Genomic DNA, 15,474 nt, shown 5'->3' with positions numbered 1-15,474 from the left:
ATTGAGACTCTGGCATCTAAGGTTGCAGGAGAAGCTGGGTGCATCCTCATAGACCCTCAAGGGCGGGTTGGCTGGGCGCATAACTCAACGGACATGGCTTGTGCTTATAGAACTTCACAAATGGACAAGGTGGCTGTGTTCACTAAGAAAAAACAACTCGTCCATCGTTGAAATTATTGAGGTTACATTCTCCCTAGTTGGAGAGTGTGAAAATTCCGCAACTAATATCTTGTTTCCTAGGTATTAAGTAGCTGGACATCAATAAACATTTTTGCAATTTGTAGGGCGGGCATTGCCCCCCCTACTTTTAATTATGTCGAGCTACTTATTGGCCGGCAAAACAGTTCAATTCAAACTCTACTTGAAGGTTTCTATGAACTCAACATACGACTTTCCTTACTTTCAGGGTAATTCTCTTTCCGATTTGTTTGCTCCAGACATCACAGATGCACGTTATGCGTTCATCCTCAATTACCCTGCAACTGCCAGTTGGGCTGCTTACCCCAACAGAAAAAAATACTTTATTCAAGACGGCAGCAGTGAAGCCACCAAAACTTCTTTCGACAAGATTGGTCAGAAGGAACCTTGGAAAAATCTGGCTGTGTTAGGCGATGCCATCCCAGGGATTGTGATTAATTCGCCGCCAAACTCGCTGATTAACTATTGGCGCGAGCATTTTGGCTTCAGCTACAGCAGTATGGAGATGATAGACTGCTCAACTTATCTCGAAGATCTCAGCGTAAGCGATCGCTTTGACAAACTCCTCACTCTATTTCCCTTCGACAATCTCAAACCTGAAAAACACGCCGTCCCTCCCGACATCCACTACCACTTGCTCAGCAAACCAACGCTAGCAGAATTAGGCGTGCAATGTCCGAAATACCAAACCTACAATCTGCACGAAGTCAATCTCGAAAGCATTCAGTTACCAGAGCAATTCCCCTACTTAATTAAAACATCCCACGGACTTTCTGGAGAAGGCACTTATATTATCAAAAGCGCCAGCGATCTGAACTACTGCTTGCAGGAAGTGAGGAAATATCTCGATATCAAGTTGCTGGATACGATTATTGTCTCAGAATTCGTCAAGAATGAAGTGCAGAACTATTGCGTGCAGTTCTATGTAAGCAAAACGGGAAATATCACGCTTATCGGCACTACCAGCCAACTTGTCACCCCAGAGGGCAGCTATTTAGGGGGACTAATTCACTACCGCGAAACCGACATGAGTAGGTTTTTTGAGATGATTGCCGCTATTGGTAAATATGCTCACCAACAGGGTTATTTCGGCGTTATTGGCTTCGACGTGCTGGAAGACTCTGAGGGACAGTTGTATGCCATTGATGCCAATTTCCGAGTTAATGGCTCGACTCCGCTTTGTGTGCAGCGCCATACCTTACTGGGGCTGGGAAAGGAGGTGGCTCAATATTCCAGTAGCTGGCGAATGGATGGGACTTTGGAATCGATTCTTGTCACGCTGAAACCAGAACTCGCTCGCAAAGACTTGATAATCCTGTCGGCTTTAGAGAAGGTTAAATACGGAAAAATCTACACGGAAATTTACGGGATAGTTGCGGGTGAGGATATGAAGGAAATGCAGCACATCGAGGAGAATTTTCACAGTAAGGGATTGCAGCAATTTGGTTGATATCTACTCTACCCATTGCAGCGGTTGTGCGGTTTTCCCGCTCATCTGGCGCGCACCACCAACACCGAACAAGGAGCCTCAGCCACAACCTCAGCACTCACCGAACCCTCCAAAATCCGCTTTAAACCAGTCAAACCCCGACAGCCGATCGCAATTAAATCGGCCTTATAGATATGAGCCAAACGGACAATTTCTTCTGCAGGTTGTCCCGAAACAATCTCCAATTCGCTCTGGCAAGGCAACTTTTCCTGATAAGATTGCAGTAACTTCTCCACCTCTCGGTAAGCAATCTCATCTCCCTGAGCGTGAGGTCGATCGACAACCGCGTCAAAATCTGACGTACCAGAACTGACAACATGAACTAGAATCACCTTTGCCGTCGGTTCTAGCCGAAATTGCCCTACAACTTGCAAAACCCGTTCTGCAAGCTCTGAATTGTCGATCGCTACCAAAACAGTATTCAATACCATGCACCTTTAAGTTTCAGATATTTAGACTTTAAATTTTTCGATGATTCTCGCCTACTGTCCACAATTTCGCGCTTCCCATTCACATCATTATTACCTACCCCGAAACCCGGTTTCTTGACATAATTGCGTCATTTAAGCAAGATTCTTGAAGAAACCGGGTTTCTTAAGCCCGCAGTGGGTAAGTAGATAGGTGCAAATAAACTGGACCGCTTGTCACAGAATGTAAAGCTACCATAATCTCAAGAGAATTGCTTCCTTTCCTTGCATTTCACTCGCTTTTGACTACCTATGTATTTTGCCGATCATCTACTTAAATCTACCATCTAAAACTCACCCTTTCCCTCATTTTCAGTCCGCAGCCGTACCGAATCAGCATGAGAAGGAAGCCCCTCTGCTTCGGCTAAAACATTAATCGCCCTACTCACCTTCTTAAGTGCTGCAGGTGAATATTGAATCAAACTCGAATGCTTCATAAAAGTTTCGACACCCAGCGGCGACGCATAGCGTGGAGCCCCAGAAGTCGGCAAAGTGTGATTCGGGCCAGCCAAATAATCACCTACAGCTTCCGGCGTCGAGCAGCCCAAGAAAATCGCCCCAGCGTGGCGAATTTGGTCGAGCAAAGCCCAGGGATCTGCAACTTGCAATTCCAAGTGTTCCGGGGCAAACTCGTTAGAGAGTTCCGCCGCGGCTTTGAGCGAGTCAACTACTACGACTAAACCATAGTTGGCGATCGCCTTTTCTGTTAAAGTTCGGCGCGGGTGATTTGCCAACTGTCTGTCCACCTCAGCCACCACTTTCCTTGCCAGCACCGAATCCGCCGTCAGCAAAATTGCCGACGCCATCGAATCGTGCTCAGCTTGAGCCAACATATCTGCAGCCACGTGCACGGGATTCGCCGAACCATCCGCAATAATCAACACTTCCGACGGGCCAGCCAGAGAATCAATCCCCACAGTCCCGTAAACCAGTTTTTTAGCCAGGGTGACGTAAATATTCCCCGGCCCAGTAATTAAATCCACCTTCGGAATAGTTTCCGTACCGTAGGCTAAAGCTGCGATCGCCTGCGCCCCGCCTACCCGATAAATCTCATCTACTCCCGCTTCCTGAGCCGCTACCAGCACCGCAGGATTCATTTTCTTCTCCTGTCCGGGGGGAGTACACATTACCAGTCTCGGCACCTTGGCGACCTTCGCAGGAACCGCATTCATGATCACCGAGCTTGGATAGGACGCCTGACCGCCAGGAATGTAGATTCCCGCTCGATCGACCGGGGTGTAGCGCTTGCCCAAAACAATCTCGTCATCGCCAAACTGCACCCAAGACTTGGGTACGCGCTGTCGGTGAAACGCCTCTACCTGTTTGCAAGCCAGCCGGATGGCATTTAATAATTCTTTCGACACCTGCTGGTAAGCAGCATCCAATTCGGCGCCGCTGACCCGTAAATCTTCCACATTTAGGGTCATGCGGTCAAATTCAGCAGTGTAGTGCAGCACAGCCTGATCGCCTCTGCGCCTTACAGCTTGCAGCACCTCGCGCACGGTGGCTTCTTTGTGAACAACAAGTTCGTCATGGGTGCGATCGCAGATCCGTCGCAGTTCAGCTTGTGCCTCAACCCACTGAGTAATGATTCGCAGCATGGAGATTAGGAATGCCGTCTATAACTTCACTAACATTTGCTTGACAATTGGGGATTTTTGTGGGGTTCTCCTAAAGAAGTAGGCCACCACCAGTCCACAAGCTTAAACCGCGAGAGTCGCGGCATTTTCCAAGGCTTCAGTGCAGCGTTTAAATCTCTGTCGAGGATTTTGCAACACTGAGGACAAGTCACAACCTTCTCTCTTGAATTGCCCGCCAGAGAACCGGTTGCGGAGGGAGAGGGTGGGAACGCAGAGGGGGAGAGTGTCCGACCCCGATAATATCCGAGAGGGAGAGTGTTCGAGCGGGAGAATTTTGATTCTGCCTTCTACCTTCTACCTTCCGATCCGGCTGTCTTCTACCTTCTACCTTCTACCTTCAGCTTTTTACCTTCTACCTTCGGTAAGTGCTTCTTGCCGAAGCCCAAATAACCCGTATTCTTTGTTATAGCTTAACTTGGATTTTTCAGAGAAGTGGATTTTAAGCAGAATAGGTGCTATATTAGTTTTTCCAACACCTGATAATTTTTTTATAAAAAAACGCCAAATTATTGTATACTTGAAAATTGCGCGCAAGAAACCGTGACTTTAACTCGTGACGGTGGAAACACCGCAAAACGCCTCTGTAACACCCATGTCCTACCTTATGGGTATTGTCAGGGGTAAAAAACAGGTAGTTAAATGAGTCAATAAAAAATTATTGCGCGGGCGTCGCCAAAAAGTAGCCACAGACTCAGCTCAATCTGAGCTAATGGAAAGTTGGCTGTCTCACTCCGCCTTTAAAAATCAAGCTTTTTGCGGATCGATCCCGAAAAGGTTGTCCTTCAAAATCCCCGTGTCTTGAGACTGTCTTGAGACTAGGGTGTATCAATGAATACCTACTTCCAGCAACTGAACTATGGCAAATATTAAGTCCGCCGTCAAACGAGTCAAAATCGCCGAACGTAACCGCTTGTACAACAAATCTTACAAGTCAGCGGTCAAAACTTTGATGAAGAAGTATTTCGCTGCCGTAGACAAGTACGCCGCAGCTCCGAGCCCGGAATTAATGCAAGAAGTCCAGCAGCGAATGTCTGAGGCCTACAGCAAAATTGACAAAGCTGTCAAAAAAGGTGTACTCCACCGCAACAACGGCGCTCGTAAAAAGTCCCGCTTGGCAAGAACCCTCAAGCCACACGAAACATCCTCGGTAGCGTCTTAAGGAAGCAGAAAGTTCGGCAACGAAGCAGTGTACAAGATTGAAGGGATGGATGTTGAGGGAAGAAGTCAAGCGTGAAGAAGTCAAGCGTGAAGAAGGAACAAGGAAGAAAGAAGACGGAAGATTTTTCCCACGCACTCTCTGCCACTCCCACTCCCAGACTCTCTCACTCGCCCTCGCCCTATCCCACCAGGACTCTCCCGTATCACCTCTAATCTGCTTCCCCCATGCAGCTCATCGACACTCACGTTCATATCAACTTTGAGACCTACAAATCTGAGTTAGAAGCCATTCGAGAACGCTGGCGCGAAGCTGGTGTAGTTCGGCTGGTTCATTCTTGTGTAGAGCCAGAAGAGTTTGCCGGCATTCAAGCAATCGCCAATCAGTTTGCCGAAGTCTCGTTTGCGGTTGGACTCCACCCCCTAGATGCCGAGAAGTGGACAGACGAGACGGCGAGCCAGATTAGGGAATTAGCGAATTCGGACTCTAGGGTAGTGGCGATCGGCGAAACCGGACTGGACTTTTATAAAGCTGACGATCGAGAACACCAGTTTAAAGTGTTTGAGGCACAGCTTGAAATCGCCCAGGAACTTGACAAACCAGTCATTATCCACTGTCGCGACGCCGCCGCCCCAATGGCCGAAATGCTGAGGAACTTTTGGCAAACACGCGGGCCAGTGCGCGGGGTCATGCACTGCTGGGGAGGCACGCCCGAAGAAACCCAGTGGTTTTTAGACCTAGGTTTCTACATCAGTTTTAGCGGAACAGTCACCTTTAAAAAAGCCTTGCAAATACAAGAATCAGCTTGTATGGTAAATAGCGATCGCATCCTAGTCGAGACAGATTGCCCTTTTCTCGCCCCCGTACCCCAGCGGGGAAAACGCAACGAACCAGCCTATGTCTACTACGTAGCCGAGCAAGTTGCTAAATTGAGAGGAGTTTCTCTCTTAACTTTGTCCGAGCAAACAACCAAAAATGCCTGTCAGCTATTCGGCTTTTCAGTTTAGTTATAGCAGAACAGAGAAACGAGGAAAACAGGTCGATTTAGGAGCCAGCGATCAGGACAATCCCATTTCTATCCTGCCAGAAAAACCGGATTCATCCTTTAGTGGAGATTCTTTTGGCGTTGCCTGTTGCGATCGGATTTGCGTCCTATAATAAAAAGAACCGACCGATCGGGCGTTGGCTTAGTATCCGCGACTGCGATGTCGCCCACGAACTACCAACACAACGCGAGTACGCTAACCTTCGGGATCGGTCAAAACTTCACGCAATACCTCAAACTTACACATCAGAAGAAACTTGGAACCTCAGCCATTTGGCAATAGCTGTCAAGTCAATTTTAGGAGTCAAAAGTGTAGGGAATTCACCCCGAGATACCACGATATCAGAGCTAAAAGCATCTCGATCGAAACTAAAATCCGCACAAAAATACTGCGAGCCACCAGCAATAATAACCGTTGCAGCAGTTGGAAGGCGATCGAAAACATCATATAAATTCTCTCACACAATCCATCAAAAAAACGCAACAAGGTAAAAAAGCCCAGCCTTGGCGCCATGTAAAAAGCTAGAGCCACTGCGGAAAAAGGATACCCATGACCACTAAAGATTACACAGAATTCGCCTTCACCTTGCCCGACCTGATCGAAATCCAGCGGGCAAGTTTCCGCTGGTTCCTAGAAGCCGGACTGATCGAAGAACTCGACAGCTTCTCCCCGATTACCGACTACACGGGCAAGCTGGAACTCCACTTCATGGGCAAAGACTTCAAACTCAAGCGCCCAAAATACGACGTGGACGAAGCCAAGCGCAGGGACAGCACCTACTCGGTGCAAATGTACGTCCCCACCCGCCTGATTAACAAAGAAACAGGGGAAATTAAAGAACAAGAAGTCTTCATCGGCGACTTGCCCTTGATGACCGAGCGCGGCACTTTCATTATCAACGGCGCCGAACGCGTGATTGTCAACCAAATCGTGCGATCGCCCGGCGTGTACTACAAATCCGAAACCGATAAAAACGGCCGCCGTTCGTATAACGCCTCGCTCATCCCCAACCGCGGCGCGTGGCTGAAATTTGAGACAGACAAAAACGATTTAGTCTGGGTCAGAATCGACAAAACCCGCAAACTCTCGGCTCAGGTGCTGCTCAAAGCCCTAGGACTCACAGACGGCGAAATCTACGACTCCCTGCGGCACCCGGAATACTTCCAAAAGACGATCGAGAAAGAAGGACAATTCGGCGAAGAAGAAGCTTTGATGGAGCTCTACCGCAAACTCCGTCCCGGTGAACCCCCCACCGTGGCGGGCGGCGAACAGCTCCTCAACTCGCGCTTTTTCGACCCCAAACGCTACGATTTGGGCCGAGTCGGCCGCTACAAACTCAACAAAAAATTGCGCTTGACAGTCCCCGATACCATGCGGGTGCTGACATCGCAAGATATCTTGACGGCGATCGACTACTTAATTAACCTCGAATTCGACATCGGCTCCACCGACGACATCGACCACTTAGGCAACCGTCGCGTCCGCAGTGTCGGAGAACTGCTGCAAAACCAAGTCCGAGTCGGCCTCAACCGCCTAGAACGGATCATCCGCGAAAGAATGACCGTCTCGGATGCCGACTCCCTAAGCCCCGCTTCTCTGGTCAACCCCAAACCGCTGGTAGCAGCAATCAAGGAATTCTTCGGTTCCTCCCAGCTATCGCAGTTCATGGATCAAACCAACCCTCTGGCAGAACTGACTCACAAACGTCGGCTTTCAGCCTTGGGCCCTGGAGGTCTGACTCGGGAACGCGCCGGGTTTGCAGTGCGGGACATTCACCCGTCCCACTACGGCCGGATTTGCCCGATCGAAACACCAGAAGGCCCCAACGCAGGTCTGATCGGTTCCTTGGCAACCCACGCCCGCGTCAACCCCTACGGCTTCATTGAAACTCCTTTTTATCCAGTAGAAAAAGGACGGGTGCTGCGCGACAAAGCCCCTGTTTACATGACAGCCGACGAAGAAGACGATTTGCGCGTCGCCCCCGGAGACATCAGCCTCGACGAAAACAACAACCTCTTGGGCGAAACCGTAGCCGTCCGCTACCGCCAAGAATTTACGACGACTACACCGATGCAGGTGGACTACATGGCGATTTCGCCTGTGCAAATCGTCTCCGTCGCGACATCGCTGATTCCGTTCCTGGAACACGACGACGCCAACCGAGCTCTGATGGGATCGAATATGCAGCGGCAAGCTGTGCCGCTACTGAAACCAGAACGACCGCTAGTCGGTACGGGCTTGGAAGCTCAGGCGGCCCGAGATTCCGGGATGGTTGTGGTTTCCCGGATCGACGGCGAGGTGATTTACATCGACGCTACCCGGATTATTGTCAAACCCCTGGCTGTAGATGCCGAATCCAATTCCAGCGAAGAACATTTCCTGATTAAGGAATACGACGATCTCAAAGTCAAACAGCCCTCGGTTTGGAAGCAAAAATATGCTGGCTGCATCGAACACGAACTGCAAAAATATCAGCGCTCTAACCAAGATACTTGTTTAAACCAGCGTCCGCTGATTTATGAGGGCGATCGAGTCGTAGCAGGTCAAGTGCTCGCCGACGGTTCCTCCACGGAAGGGGCAGAACTCGCTCTGGGTCACAACATCCTCGTAGCTTATATGCCCTGGGAAGGCTACAACTACGAAGACGCGATGCTAATTAGCGAGCGTTTGGTGTACGAAGATGTCTACACATCGATCCACATTGAAAAATACGAAATCGAAGCCCGCCAAACCAAACTCGGCCCAGAAGAAATCACCCGTGAAATTCCTAACGTCGGCGAAGACGCGCTGCGCCAGCTAGACGAACAAGGAATTATCCGCAAAGGAGCCTGGGTAGAAGCCAGCGACATCCTAGTCGGCAAAGTCACCCCCAAAGGCGAATCCGACCAACCGCCGGAAGAAAAACTGCTGAGGGCAATCTTCGGCGAAAAAGCCCGCGACGTGCGTGACAATTCCCTCCGCGTCCCTAACGGCGAAAAAGGCCGTGTGGTGGACGTGCGGGTGTTTACCCGCGAACAGGGAGACGAACTGCCCCCCGGCGCCAACATGGTCGTCCGCGTCTACGTAGCTCAAAAACGCAAGATTCAAGTCGGCGACAAAATGGCCGGCCGCCACGGGAATAAGGGTATTGTGTCCCGGATTCTGCCGATGGAGGATATGCCTTATTTGCCCGACGGGACTCCGGTTGACATCGTGCTCAATCCCTTGGGCGTACCGTCGCGGATGAACGTGGGTCAGATTTTTGAGTGCTTGCTGGGATGGGCGGGTGAAAATCTGTCGATGCGGTTCAAGATGGTGCCTTTTGATGAAATGCACGGCGCTGAAAAGTCGCGGGAAACCGTACACGGCAAGCTACAGGAGGCACGCGAAAAAACCGGGAAGCCTTGGGTGTTTAATGAAAAGCACCCCGGCAAGACTATTGTCTACGATGGCAGAACTGGGGAACCGTTTGATCGCCCAATCACAGTCGGCATCGCCTATATGCTGAAACTGGTTCACTTGGTAGACGATAAGATCCACGCCCGCAGCACAGGCCCTTACTCGCTGGTAACGCAGCAGCCTTTGGGCGGCAAAGCGCAGCAGGGGGGTCAGCGGTTCGGAGAAATGGAAGTCTGGGCTCTGGAAGCGTTCGGCGCAGCTTATACTTTGCAAGAGTTGCTGACTGTGAAGTCGGACGATATGCAGGGGCGGAATGAAGCGCTGAATGCGATCGTCAAAGGCAAAGCTATTCCGCGCCCCGGTACGCCGGAATCTTTCAAGGTGCTGATGCGGGAGTTGCAGTCTTTGTGCTTGGATATTGCTGTGCACAAGGTGAATACGTCCGACGAGGGCAGCGAGCACGTTGAGGTGGATTTGATGGCAGATGCTGGGGGCAAGCGATCGCCCTCCCGGCCTACTTACGAATCGCTTTCTCGTGACGAACTTGACGAGGATTAGGAATTAAAGATTAAAGATTAAAGATTTTTTGACAGCATTCAATTCTTTAATCTTTAATCGACACTCTCAAATTAAAATGCCTCAGCAGTGGTACGAACACTGCTGAGGCGAATCAACGCTCTAAACAGGAGAGACGCTGAACATGAATATTGTAACAGTTGTCCCAGGAATTCAAGGAGAAGTTGACCGGGCGACGGGCTGTATTAATTGGCAAGGGAGCAAGTTTGGCAACGGTTACGCGCGCAAGTGGATCGATGGCAAAACAGTATTAGTCCACCGTTTAGTGCTCGAATCAAAAATAGCAGGATTCCTCGGTTCCGGTTATTTTGGTTGCCATACCTGCGACAATCGAAGCTGCATCAACCCGGCACATCTGCTAGTAGGTACTGCTGCTGAGAATACCGGGCAGATGATTGGGCGCGATCGCAAAACTCCCAGATGCAAAAGTATTCCCGGTATTGGCATATTGTCGATCGAACAACTACGGGAAATTCAGACTAAATATTTATCTGGAACCATCAAGAACCACCTAGCAAAAGAGTATGGAGTACAACATGAAACTATTACTAAGATACTTCAGACAAATATTCCCGATAACTTCACTACAGTTTCACCCAATTTTTTAGGAGAAATTCAAGACAGTGGCTGCATCATTTTTCAAGGTTCAAAAGACGGTCCAGGTTATGGCCGGTACTTGAAAAATGGAAAATCAAAATCAGTGACTCGTGCTGTTTTAGCAGAGAAATTAGGATACGAACTTCCGGCTTCGATGGATGCTTGTCATACCTGCGACAATCCCAGTTGCATCAATCCAGAACACCTTTGGGCTGGTACTCGCTCCCAAAATTCATTAGATGCTTCCAAGAAAGGACGCACCCAAGGCAAAAGTCATCCCCTTTCCAATGCCAAATTAGACTGGGAAAAGGTGCGAGAAATTCGGCAAAAGCTAGCAGCAGGAAAGAGGATGAAGGATGTAGCACAGGAATACAGTGTAGACCGCAAAACCATACACGATATTAAGTATCACGTCACTTGGAAAGAAGAAGGTCAAGAGGTTCCAGTTCCCCGCATGGGTGGACATCTCGAACGCAAGCTAACTTTTGCTCAAGCTATTGAGATCCGAGAACGAATCCAAGCCGGAGAATCCCTTGCTAAAATAGCTCAGGAATTTGGAGTATCCAGAAATATCATTTCTGATATTAAAAGAAAGGTCACCTATAGAGGAGAGTAATATTGATTTGAGTTCAAAACGAAGCAAACAAAAAATATAAATTGCCAGCACTAATCGACAGTAAATAATCAATTGGAGTCAAAATGGCTAAAATAGAACAACGCTTTGATTACGTCAAGATAGGATTAGCTTCTCCAGAAAGGATTCGACAGTGGGGAGAGAGAACTTTACCCAACGGTCAGATAACCGGTGAAGTGACAAAACCCGAAACAATAAATTACCGGACATTAAAACCTGAAATGGACGGCTTGTTTTGCGAGCGCATTTTTGGGCCTGCAAAAGATTGGGAATGTCATTGTGGGAAGTACAAACGAGTTCGCCATAGAGGCATTGTTTGCGAAAGATGCGGTGTTGAAGTCACTGAATCTCGCGTCCGCCGCCATCGCATGGGCTTTATCAAATTAGCAGCTCCAGTAGCTCACGTTTGGTATCTCAAAGGCATCCCGAGTTACATGGCAATTCTGTTAGATATGCCGCTCCGAGATGTCGAACAAATCGTTTATTTCAATGCTTACGTTGTCCTAAATGCAGGTAATGCAGAAAAGCTGCAATACAAGCAATTGCTCACGGAAGATGCTTGGCTGGAAATAGAAGACGAACTTTACAGCGAAGATTCCACGCTGACGGGCGTAGAAGTAGGCATCGGTGCAGAAGCTTTGCAAGTTTTGCTCCAAAACATTCCGCTAGAAAGTGAAGCGGAAAAGTTGCGGGAAGATATTGCTAATGCTAAAGGTCAAAAACGGGCAAAGTTAATTAAACGTTTGCGGGTAATTGACAACTTCATCGCTACGGGATCTCAACCCGATTGGATGGTGCTCAATGTGATTCCGGTGATTCCCCCGGACTTGCGGCCGATGGTGCAGTTAGACGGCGGGCGTTTTGCAACGAGTGACCTCAACGACCTCTATCGGAGAGTCATCAACCGGAATAACCGCTTGGCGAGACTGCAAGAAATTCTGGCGCCGGAGATTATCATCCGCAACGAAAAGCGGATGCTACAAGAAGCTGTGGATGCGCTGATTGACAACGGTCGCCGGGGCCGGACGGTTGTAGGGGCAAACAACCGCCCGCTGAAGTCGCTGTCGGACATCATTGAAGGGAAACAAGGTCGTTTCCGGCAAAACTTGCTGGGGAAACGGGTTGACTACTCCGGGCGTTCGGTGATTGTGGTGGGACCAAAACTGAAAATTCATCAGTGCGGTTTGCCGAGGGAAATGGCGATCGAACTTTTCCAGCCTTTCGTCATCCACCGCTTGATCCGCCAAGGATTGGTCAACAACATCAAAGCTGCCAAAAAACTGATCCAGCGCAACGATCCCAGCGTTTGGGACGTGCTTCAGGAGGTGATTGAAGGACACCCGGTAATGCTAAACCGGGCGCCGACCCTCCACCGTTTGGGGATTCAAGCCTTTGAGCCGATTTTGGTGGACGGGAGGGCAATTCAGCTTCACCCGCTAGTCTGTCCGGCTTTTAACGCTGACTTTGACGGCGACCAAATGGCCGTGCACGTGCCTTTGTCTCTGGAATCTCAGGCGGAAGCGCGCTTGCTGATGCTGGCTTCTAACAACATTATGTCGCCTGCAACCGGAAGGCCGATCGTTACTCCTTCTCAAGATATGGTGCTCGGTTGCTATTACTTGACAGCCGAAAATCCTGACGCTCAAAAAGGAGCCGGTCACTATTTTTCCAACCTTACCGACGCGGTTGTAGCTTACGAACAAGGAGTCGTTGACTTGCACTCTTATGTGTGGGTGAGGTTTCAAGGTGCCATAGAAAACACAGAACCCGAAGGAGAACCGCTGAAGGTGGAACGCTCTACCGACGGTATCGTGACGAAAGAATACAAGTTCCGCCGGGTTCGGGAAGACGGAGACGGCAAGGTTCTCAATCAGTTCATTCGCACTACTCCGGGCCGGATTATCTATCACCAAACGATCGAATCGGTAATTAACAATTAGAAATGGGTAAGGGTAAAAGGTAATGGATAAGAGGTAAGAGGTAAGAGGTAATGGGTAATAACTGACAAATAATCGCTAACAAATAATAGTGATTGAAGCCGGACAAATTACCCATTAATACTTACCAATACTTCGGCTACGCGGTTCCTGAGCGAAGTCGAAGGGCAGTAAAAGTTACCAATTACCAATTAAGTAGGTAGGTGCAAATAAACTTTACTATGGGAAGGGCAGGTGAGTGCATTAATCTCCTAGCTTAGCTCTCTTCCTTATACGCTAAACCCACCCCTACAAAATGCTTGTTGTTTTTTACCGCCACTCTACTTATCAATTACCAATTACCAATTACCAATACTTCGGCTACGCGGTTCCTGAACGCTTCGGATTCGCTCAGGGGAACCGAAGTCGAACGGGAATAAAAGTTACCAATTACCAATTACCACTACTTACGAAAGATGACAGAAAATAAGGAAATTGTTTTTCGCAATCGAGTTGTTGACAAAGGTCAGCTCAAAAAATTAATCTCTTGGTCCTTCATGCACTACGGAACGGCCCGTACAGCGCAAATGGCCGATAAACTCAAAGACTTGGGTTTCCGCTTTGCGACACGAGCAGGAGTTTCGATCAGCGTAGACGATTTGCAGGTTCCCCCGTCAAAACGATCGCTCCTGGATGCAGCCGAAGAAGAAATCCGCATCACCGAGCAAAAATACACCAGAGGCGAAATCACCGAAGTCGAACGCTTCCAAAAAGTAATCGATACCTGGAACAGCACATCAGAAGACCTCAAAGACGAAGTAGTCAAAAACTTCCGAGCCACAGACCCCCTAAACTCGGTCTACATGATGGCCTTCTCCGGGGCGCGGGGGAACATTTCTCAAGTGCGGCAGTTGGTGGGAATGCGCGGATTGATGGCTGACCCCCAAGGCGAAATCATCGACTTGCCAATTAAAACCAACTTCCGCGAAGGACTCACCGTCACCGAATACATCATCTCTTCCTACGGCGCGCGCAAAGGCTTGGTAGATACAGCGTTGCGGACGGCAGACTCTGGCTATTTGACTCGCCGTTTGGTGGACGTATCCCAAGACGTAATTGTGCGGGAAGTGGACTGCGGCACTCAGCGGGGAATTCGAGTACGGCCGATGACGGACGGAGCAACAGTGCTGATTCCCCTCAAGGACAGGCTGCTGGGGCGCGTTTTGGCCCGAGATGCGGTTCACCCCAAAACCGGGGAAATCGTGACTTACGGCAGCGAAAAAGCAGTCCGAAATCAGCCAATTACCGATGAGTTGGCGACGGAAATTGGTAACGCTGGGGTGGCAGAGGTGTATTTACGATCGCCCCTGACTTGTGAATCTACCCGATCGGTTTGTCAGCACTGCTACGGCTGGAGTCTGGCCCACTTGAAAATGGTGGACATGGGAGAAGCGATCGGGATTATTGCAGCTCAGTCGATCGGGGAACCGGGAACCCAGCTCACCATGCGTACGTTCCACACCGGCGGCGTATTCACCGGAGAAGTCGCGAAACAAGAACGCGCCCCCTTCCCCGGCGTTGTGAAATTCAAGAACTTGCGTACTCGCTCGTTCCGCACCAGACACGGCGAAGAAGCACTGGTGGCAGAAAACAACGGCAAACTTGTATTTGAGGGCGACGGATTTGAAGAAGGGAAATCTGGTGCCAAAAATCAAAAACTGAAAATCGAATTGGCGATCGTCCAGGGCTCTACTCTGATGGTCAAAGACGGACAGCGCGCCATTCCCGGTCAAGTTTTGGCAGAAGTGCCGATCGTCGGTCGCGCCGCCCGTAAAACTACGGAAAAAGTGACTACAGACGTGGCTTCCGACTTAGCCGGAGAAGCCAAATTTGCTGATTTGGTGCCAGAAGAAAAAACCGACCGCCAAGGGAACACAACCCGCACAGCCAGCAAAGGCGGGCTGATTTGGATTCTCTCAGGAGAAGTCTACAACTTGCCCCCAGGCGCGGAACCAGCAGTGAAAAATGGCGATCGCATTCCAGCAGAAAGCGTGATTGCCGAAACTAAACTCGTCTCCGAACACGGTGGCGTAGTCCGCATCGCTGACCCCAGAGAAATAGAAATTATCACCGCCCAAGTCCTGCTCGACCAAGCAGTCGTGCGGGCCGAAAGTGCAGGCGGCCGCGACCACTACACGATCGAAACATCTTCTAAGCAGCGGTTTTCCCTGAAGACGGCTCCTGGGAGCAAAGTGATTAACGGGGAAGTCGTCGCCGAACTGCTCGACGACAGCTACCGCACAGCTACAGGGGGCATTGTCAAGTACGGCGGGGTGGAAGTCCACAAGCGCGGCAAAGCTAAACTTGGCTACGAAGT

Annotated in this window: 10 protein-coding genes; 7 read left to right on the top strand and 3 right to left on the bottom strand. The window is 49.7% G+C overall.

Annotated features, from left to right (window positions below; all coding sequences use genetic code 11):
- The first annotated feature begins 373 nt into the window (after positions 1–373).
- On the top strand, positions 374–1,648 hold the full coding sequence (locus QUA38_RS20395; protein WP_333096134.1) for a carbamoylphosphate synthase large subunit: 1,275 nt from the start codon (positions 374–376) through the stop codon (positions 1,646–1,648).
- A 41-nt stretch (positions 1,649–1,689) separates the two neighbouring features.
- Here QUA38_RS20395 and QUA38_RS20390 read toward each other — a convergent pair whose 3' ends face one another.
- Positions 1,690–2,118 carry a universal stress protein gene (locus QUA38_RS20390; protein WP_333096135.1) on the bottom strand — a complete coding sequence of 143 codons (429 nt, stop codon included), beginning with the start codon at positions 2,116–2,118 and terminating at the stop codon, positions 1,690–1,692.
- A gap of 323 nt (positions 2,119–2,441) precedes the next feature.
- Positions 2,442–3,755 carry a histidinol dehydrogenase gene (gene hisD, locus QUA38_RS20385; protein ID WP_333041543.1) on the bottom strand — a complete coding sequence of 438 codons (1,314 nt, stop codon included), beginning with the start codon at positions 3,753–3,755 and terminating at the stop codon, positions 2,442–2,444.
- 895 nt (positions 3,756–4,650) lie between these two features.
- On the opposite strand from hisD, the gene rpsT reads away from it, so the two are divergent.
- Positions 4,651–4,953, top strand: coding sequence for a 30S ribosomal protein S20 (gene rpsT / locus QUA38_RS20380; protein WP_333066838.1), 303 nt, complete (start codon positions 4,651–4,653; stop codon positions 4,951–4,953).
- Between the two features lie 224 nt (positions 4,954–5,177).
- On the top strand, positions 5,178–5,957 hold the full coding sequence (locus tag QUA38_RS20375; RefSeq protein WP_333096136.1) for a TatD family hydrolase: 780 nt from the start codon (positions 5,178–5,180) through the stop codon (positions 5,955–5,957).
- Between the two features lie 342 nt (positions 5,958–6,299).
- On the opposite strand, the gene QUA38_RS20370 is transcribed toward QUA38_RS20375, so the two are convergent.
- Positions 6,300–6,443, bottom strand: a complete 144-nt coding sequence (locus tag QUA38_RS20370; protein WP_333096137.1) for a hypothetical protein — start codon at positions 6,441–6,443, stop codon at positions 6,300–6,302.
- Between the two features lie 102 nt (positions 6,444–6,545).
- Here QUA38_RS20370 and rpoB point away from each other — a divergent pair, with 102 nt between their 5' ends.
- From rpoB to QUA38_RS20350, 4 genes are all read left to right on the top strand, one after another.
- A complete protein-coding gene (gene rpoB / locus QUA38_RS20365; RefSeq protein ID WP_333041547.1) occupies positions 6,546–9,932 on the top strand; it encodes a DNA-directed RNA polymerase subunit beta in 3,387 nt (1,128 codons plus the stop codon).
- 142 nt (positions 9,933–10,074) lie between these two features.
- Complete coding sequence (locus QUA38_RS20360) at positions 10,075–11,163, top strand: HNH endonuclease (protein ID WP_333096138.1); 1,089 nt, start codon at positions 10,075–10,077, stop codon at positions 11,161–11,163.
- An 83-nt stretch (positions 11,164–11,246) separates the two neighbouring features.
- A complete protein-coding gene (locus tag QUA38_RS20355; RefSeq protein ID WP_333048306.1) occupies positions 11,247–13,121 on the top strand; it encodes a DNA-directed RNA polymerase subunit gamma in 1,875 nt (624 codons plus the stop codon).
- Positions 13,122–13,573: 452 nt separating this feature from the next.
- A partial coding sequence (locus QUA38_RS20350; RefSeq protein ID WP_333164910.1) for a DNA-directed RNA polymerase subunit beta'' occupies positions 13,574–15,474 on the top strand: 1,901 nt, incomplete at its 3' end.

Source organism: Microcoleus sp. Pol12B4 (assembly GCF_036701385.1).
Taxonomy (GTDB): Bacteria; Cyanobacteriota; Cyanobacteriia; order Cyanobacteriales; family Microcoleaceae; genus Microcoleus.
The sequence above is the reverse complement of the archived record's forward strand: the minus strand, read 5'-3'. Positions and strand labels throughout refer to the sequence as shown.

What these genes read in the sequence shown, in the direction of transcription:
- QUA38_RS20395 (WP_333096134.1), top strand. Translation starts at nt 374, where the DNA reads ATGAACTCAACATACGACTTTCCTTACTTTCAGGGTAATTCTCTTTCC.
- QUA38_RS20390 (WP_333096135.1), bottom strand. Translation starts at nt 2,118, where the DNA reads ATGGTATTGAATACTGTTTTGGTAGCGATCGACAATTCAGAGCTTGCA.
- hisD (WP_333041543.1), bottom strand. Translation starts at nt 3,755, where the DNA reads ATGCTGCGAATCATTACTCAGTGGGTTGAGGCACAAGCTGAACTGCGA.
- rpsT (WP_333066838.1), top strand. Translation starts at nt 4,651, where the DNA reads ATGGCAAATATTAAGTCCGCCGTCAAACGAGTCAAAATCGCCGAACGT.
- QUA38_RS20375 (WP_333096136.1), top strand. Translation starts at nt 5,178, where the DNA reads ATGCAGCTCATCGACACTCACGTTCATATCAACTTTGAGACCTACAAA.
- QUA38_RS20370 (WP_333096137.1), bottom strand. Translation starts at nt 6,443, where the DNA reads ATGATGTTTTCGATCGCCTTCCAACTGCTGCAACGGTTATTATTGCTG.
- rpoB (WP_333041547.1), top strand. Translation starts at nt 6,546, where the DNA reads ATGACCACTAAAGATTACACAGAATTCGCCTTCACCTTGCCCGACCTG.
- QUA38_RS20360 (WP_333096138.1), top strand. Translation starts at nt 10,075, where the DNA reads ATGAATATTGTAACAGTTGTCCCAGGAATTCAAGGAGAAGTTGACCGG.
- QUA38_RS20355 (WP_333048306.1), top strand. Translation starts at nt 11,247, where the DNA reads ATGGCTAAAATAGAACAACGCTTTGATTACGTCAAGATAGGATTAGCT.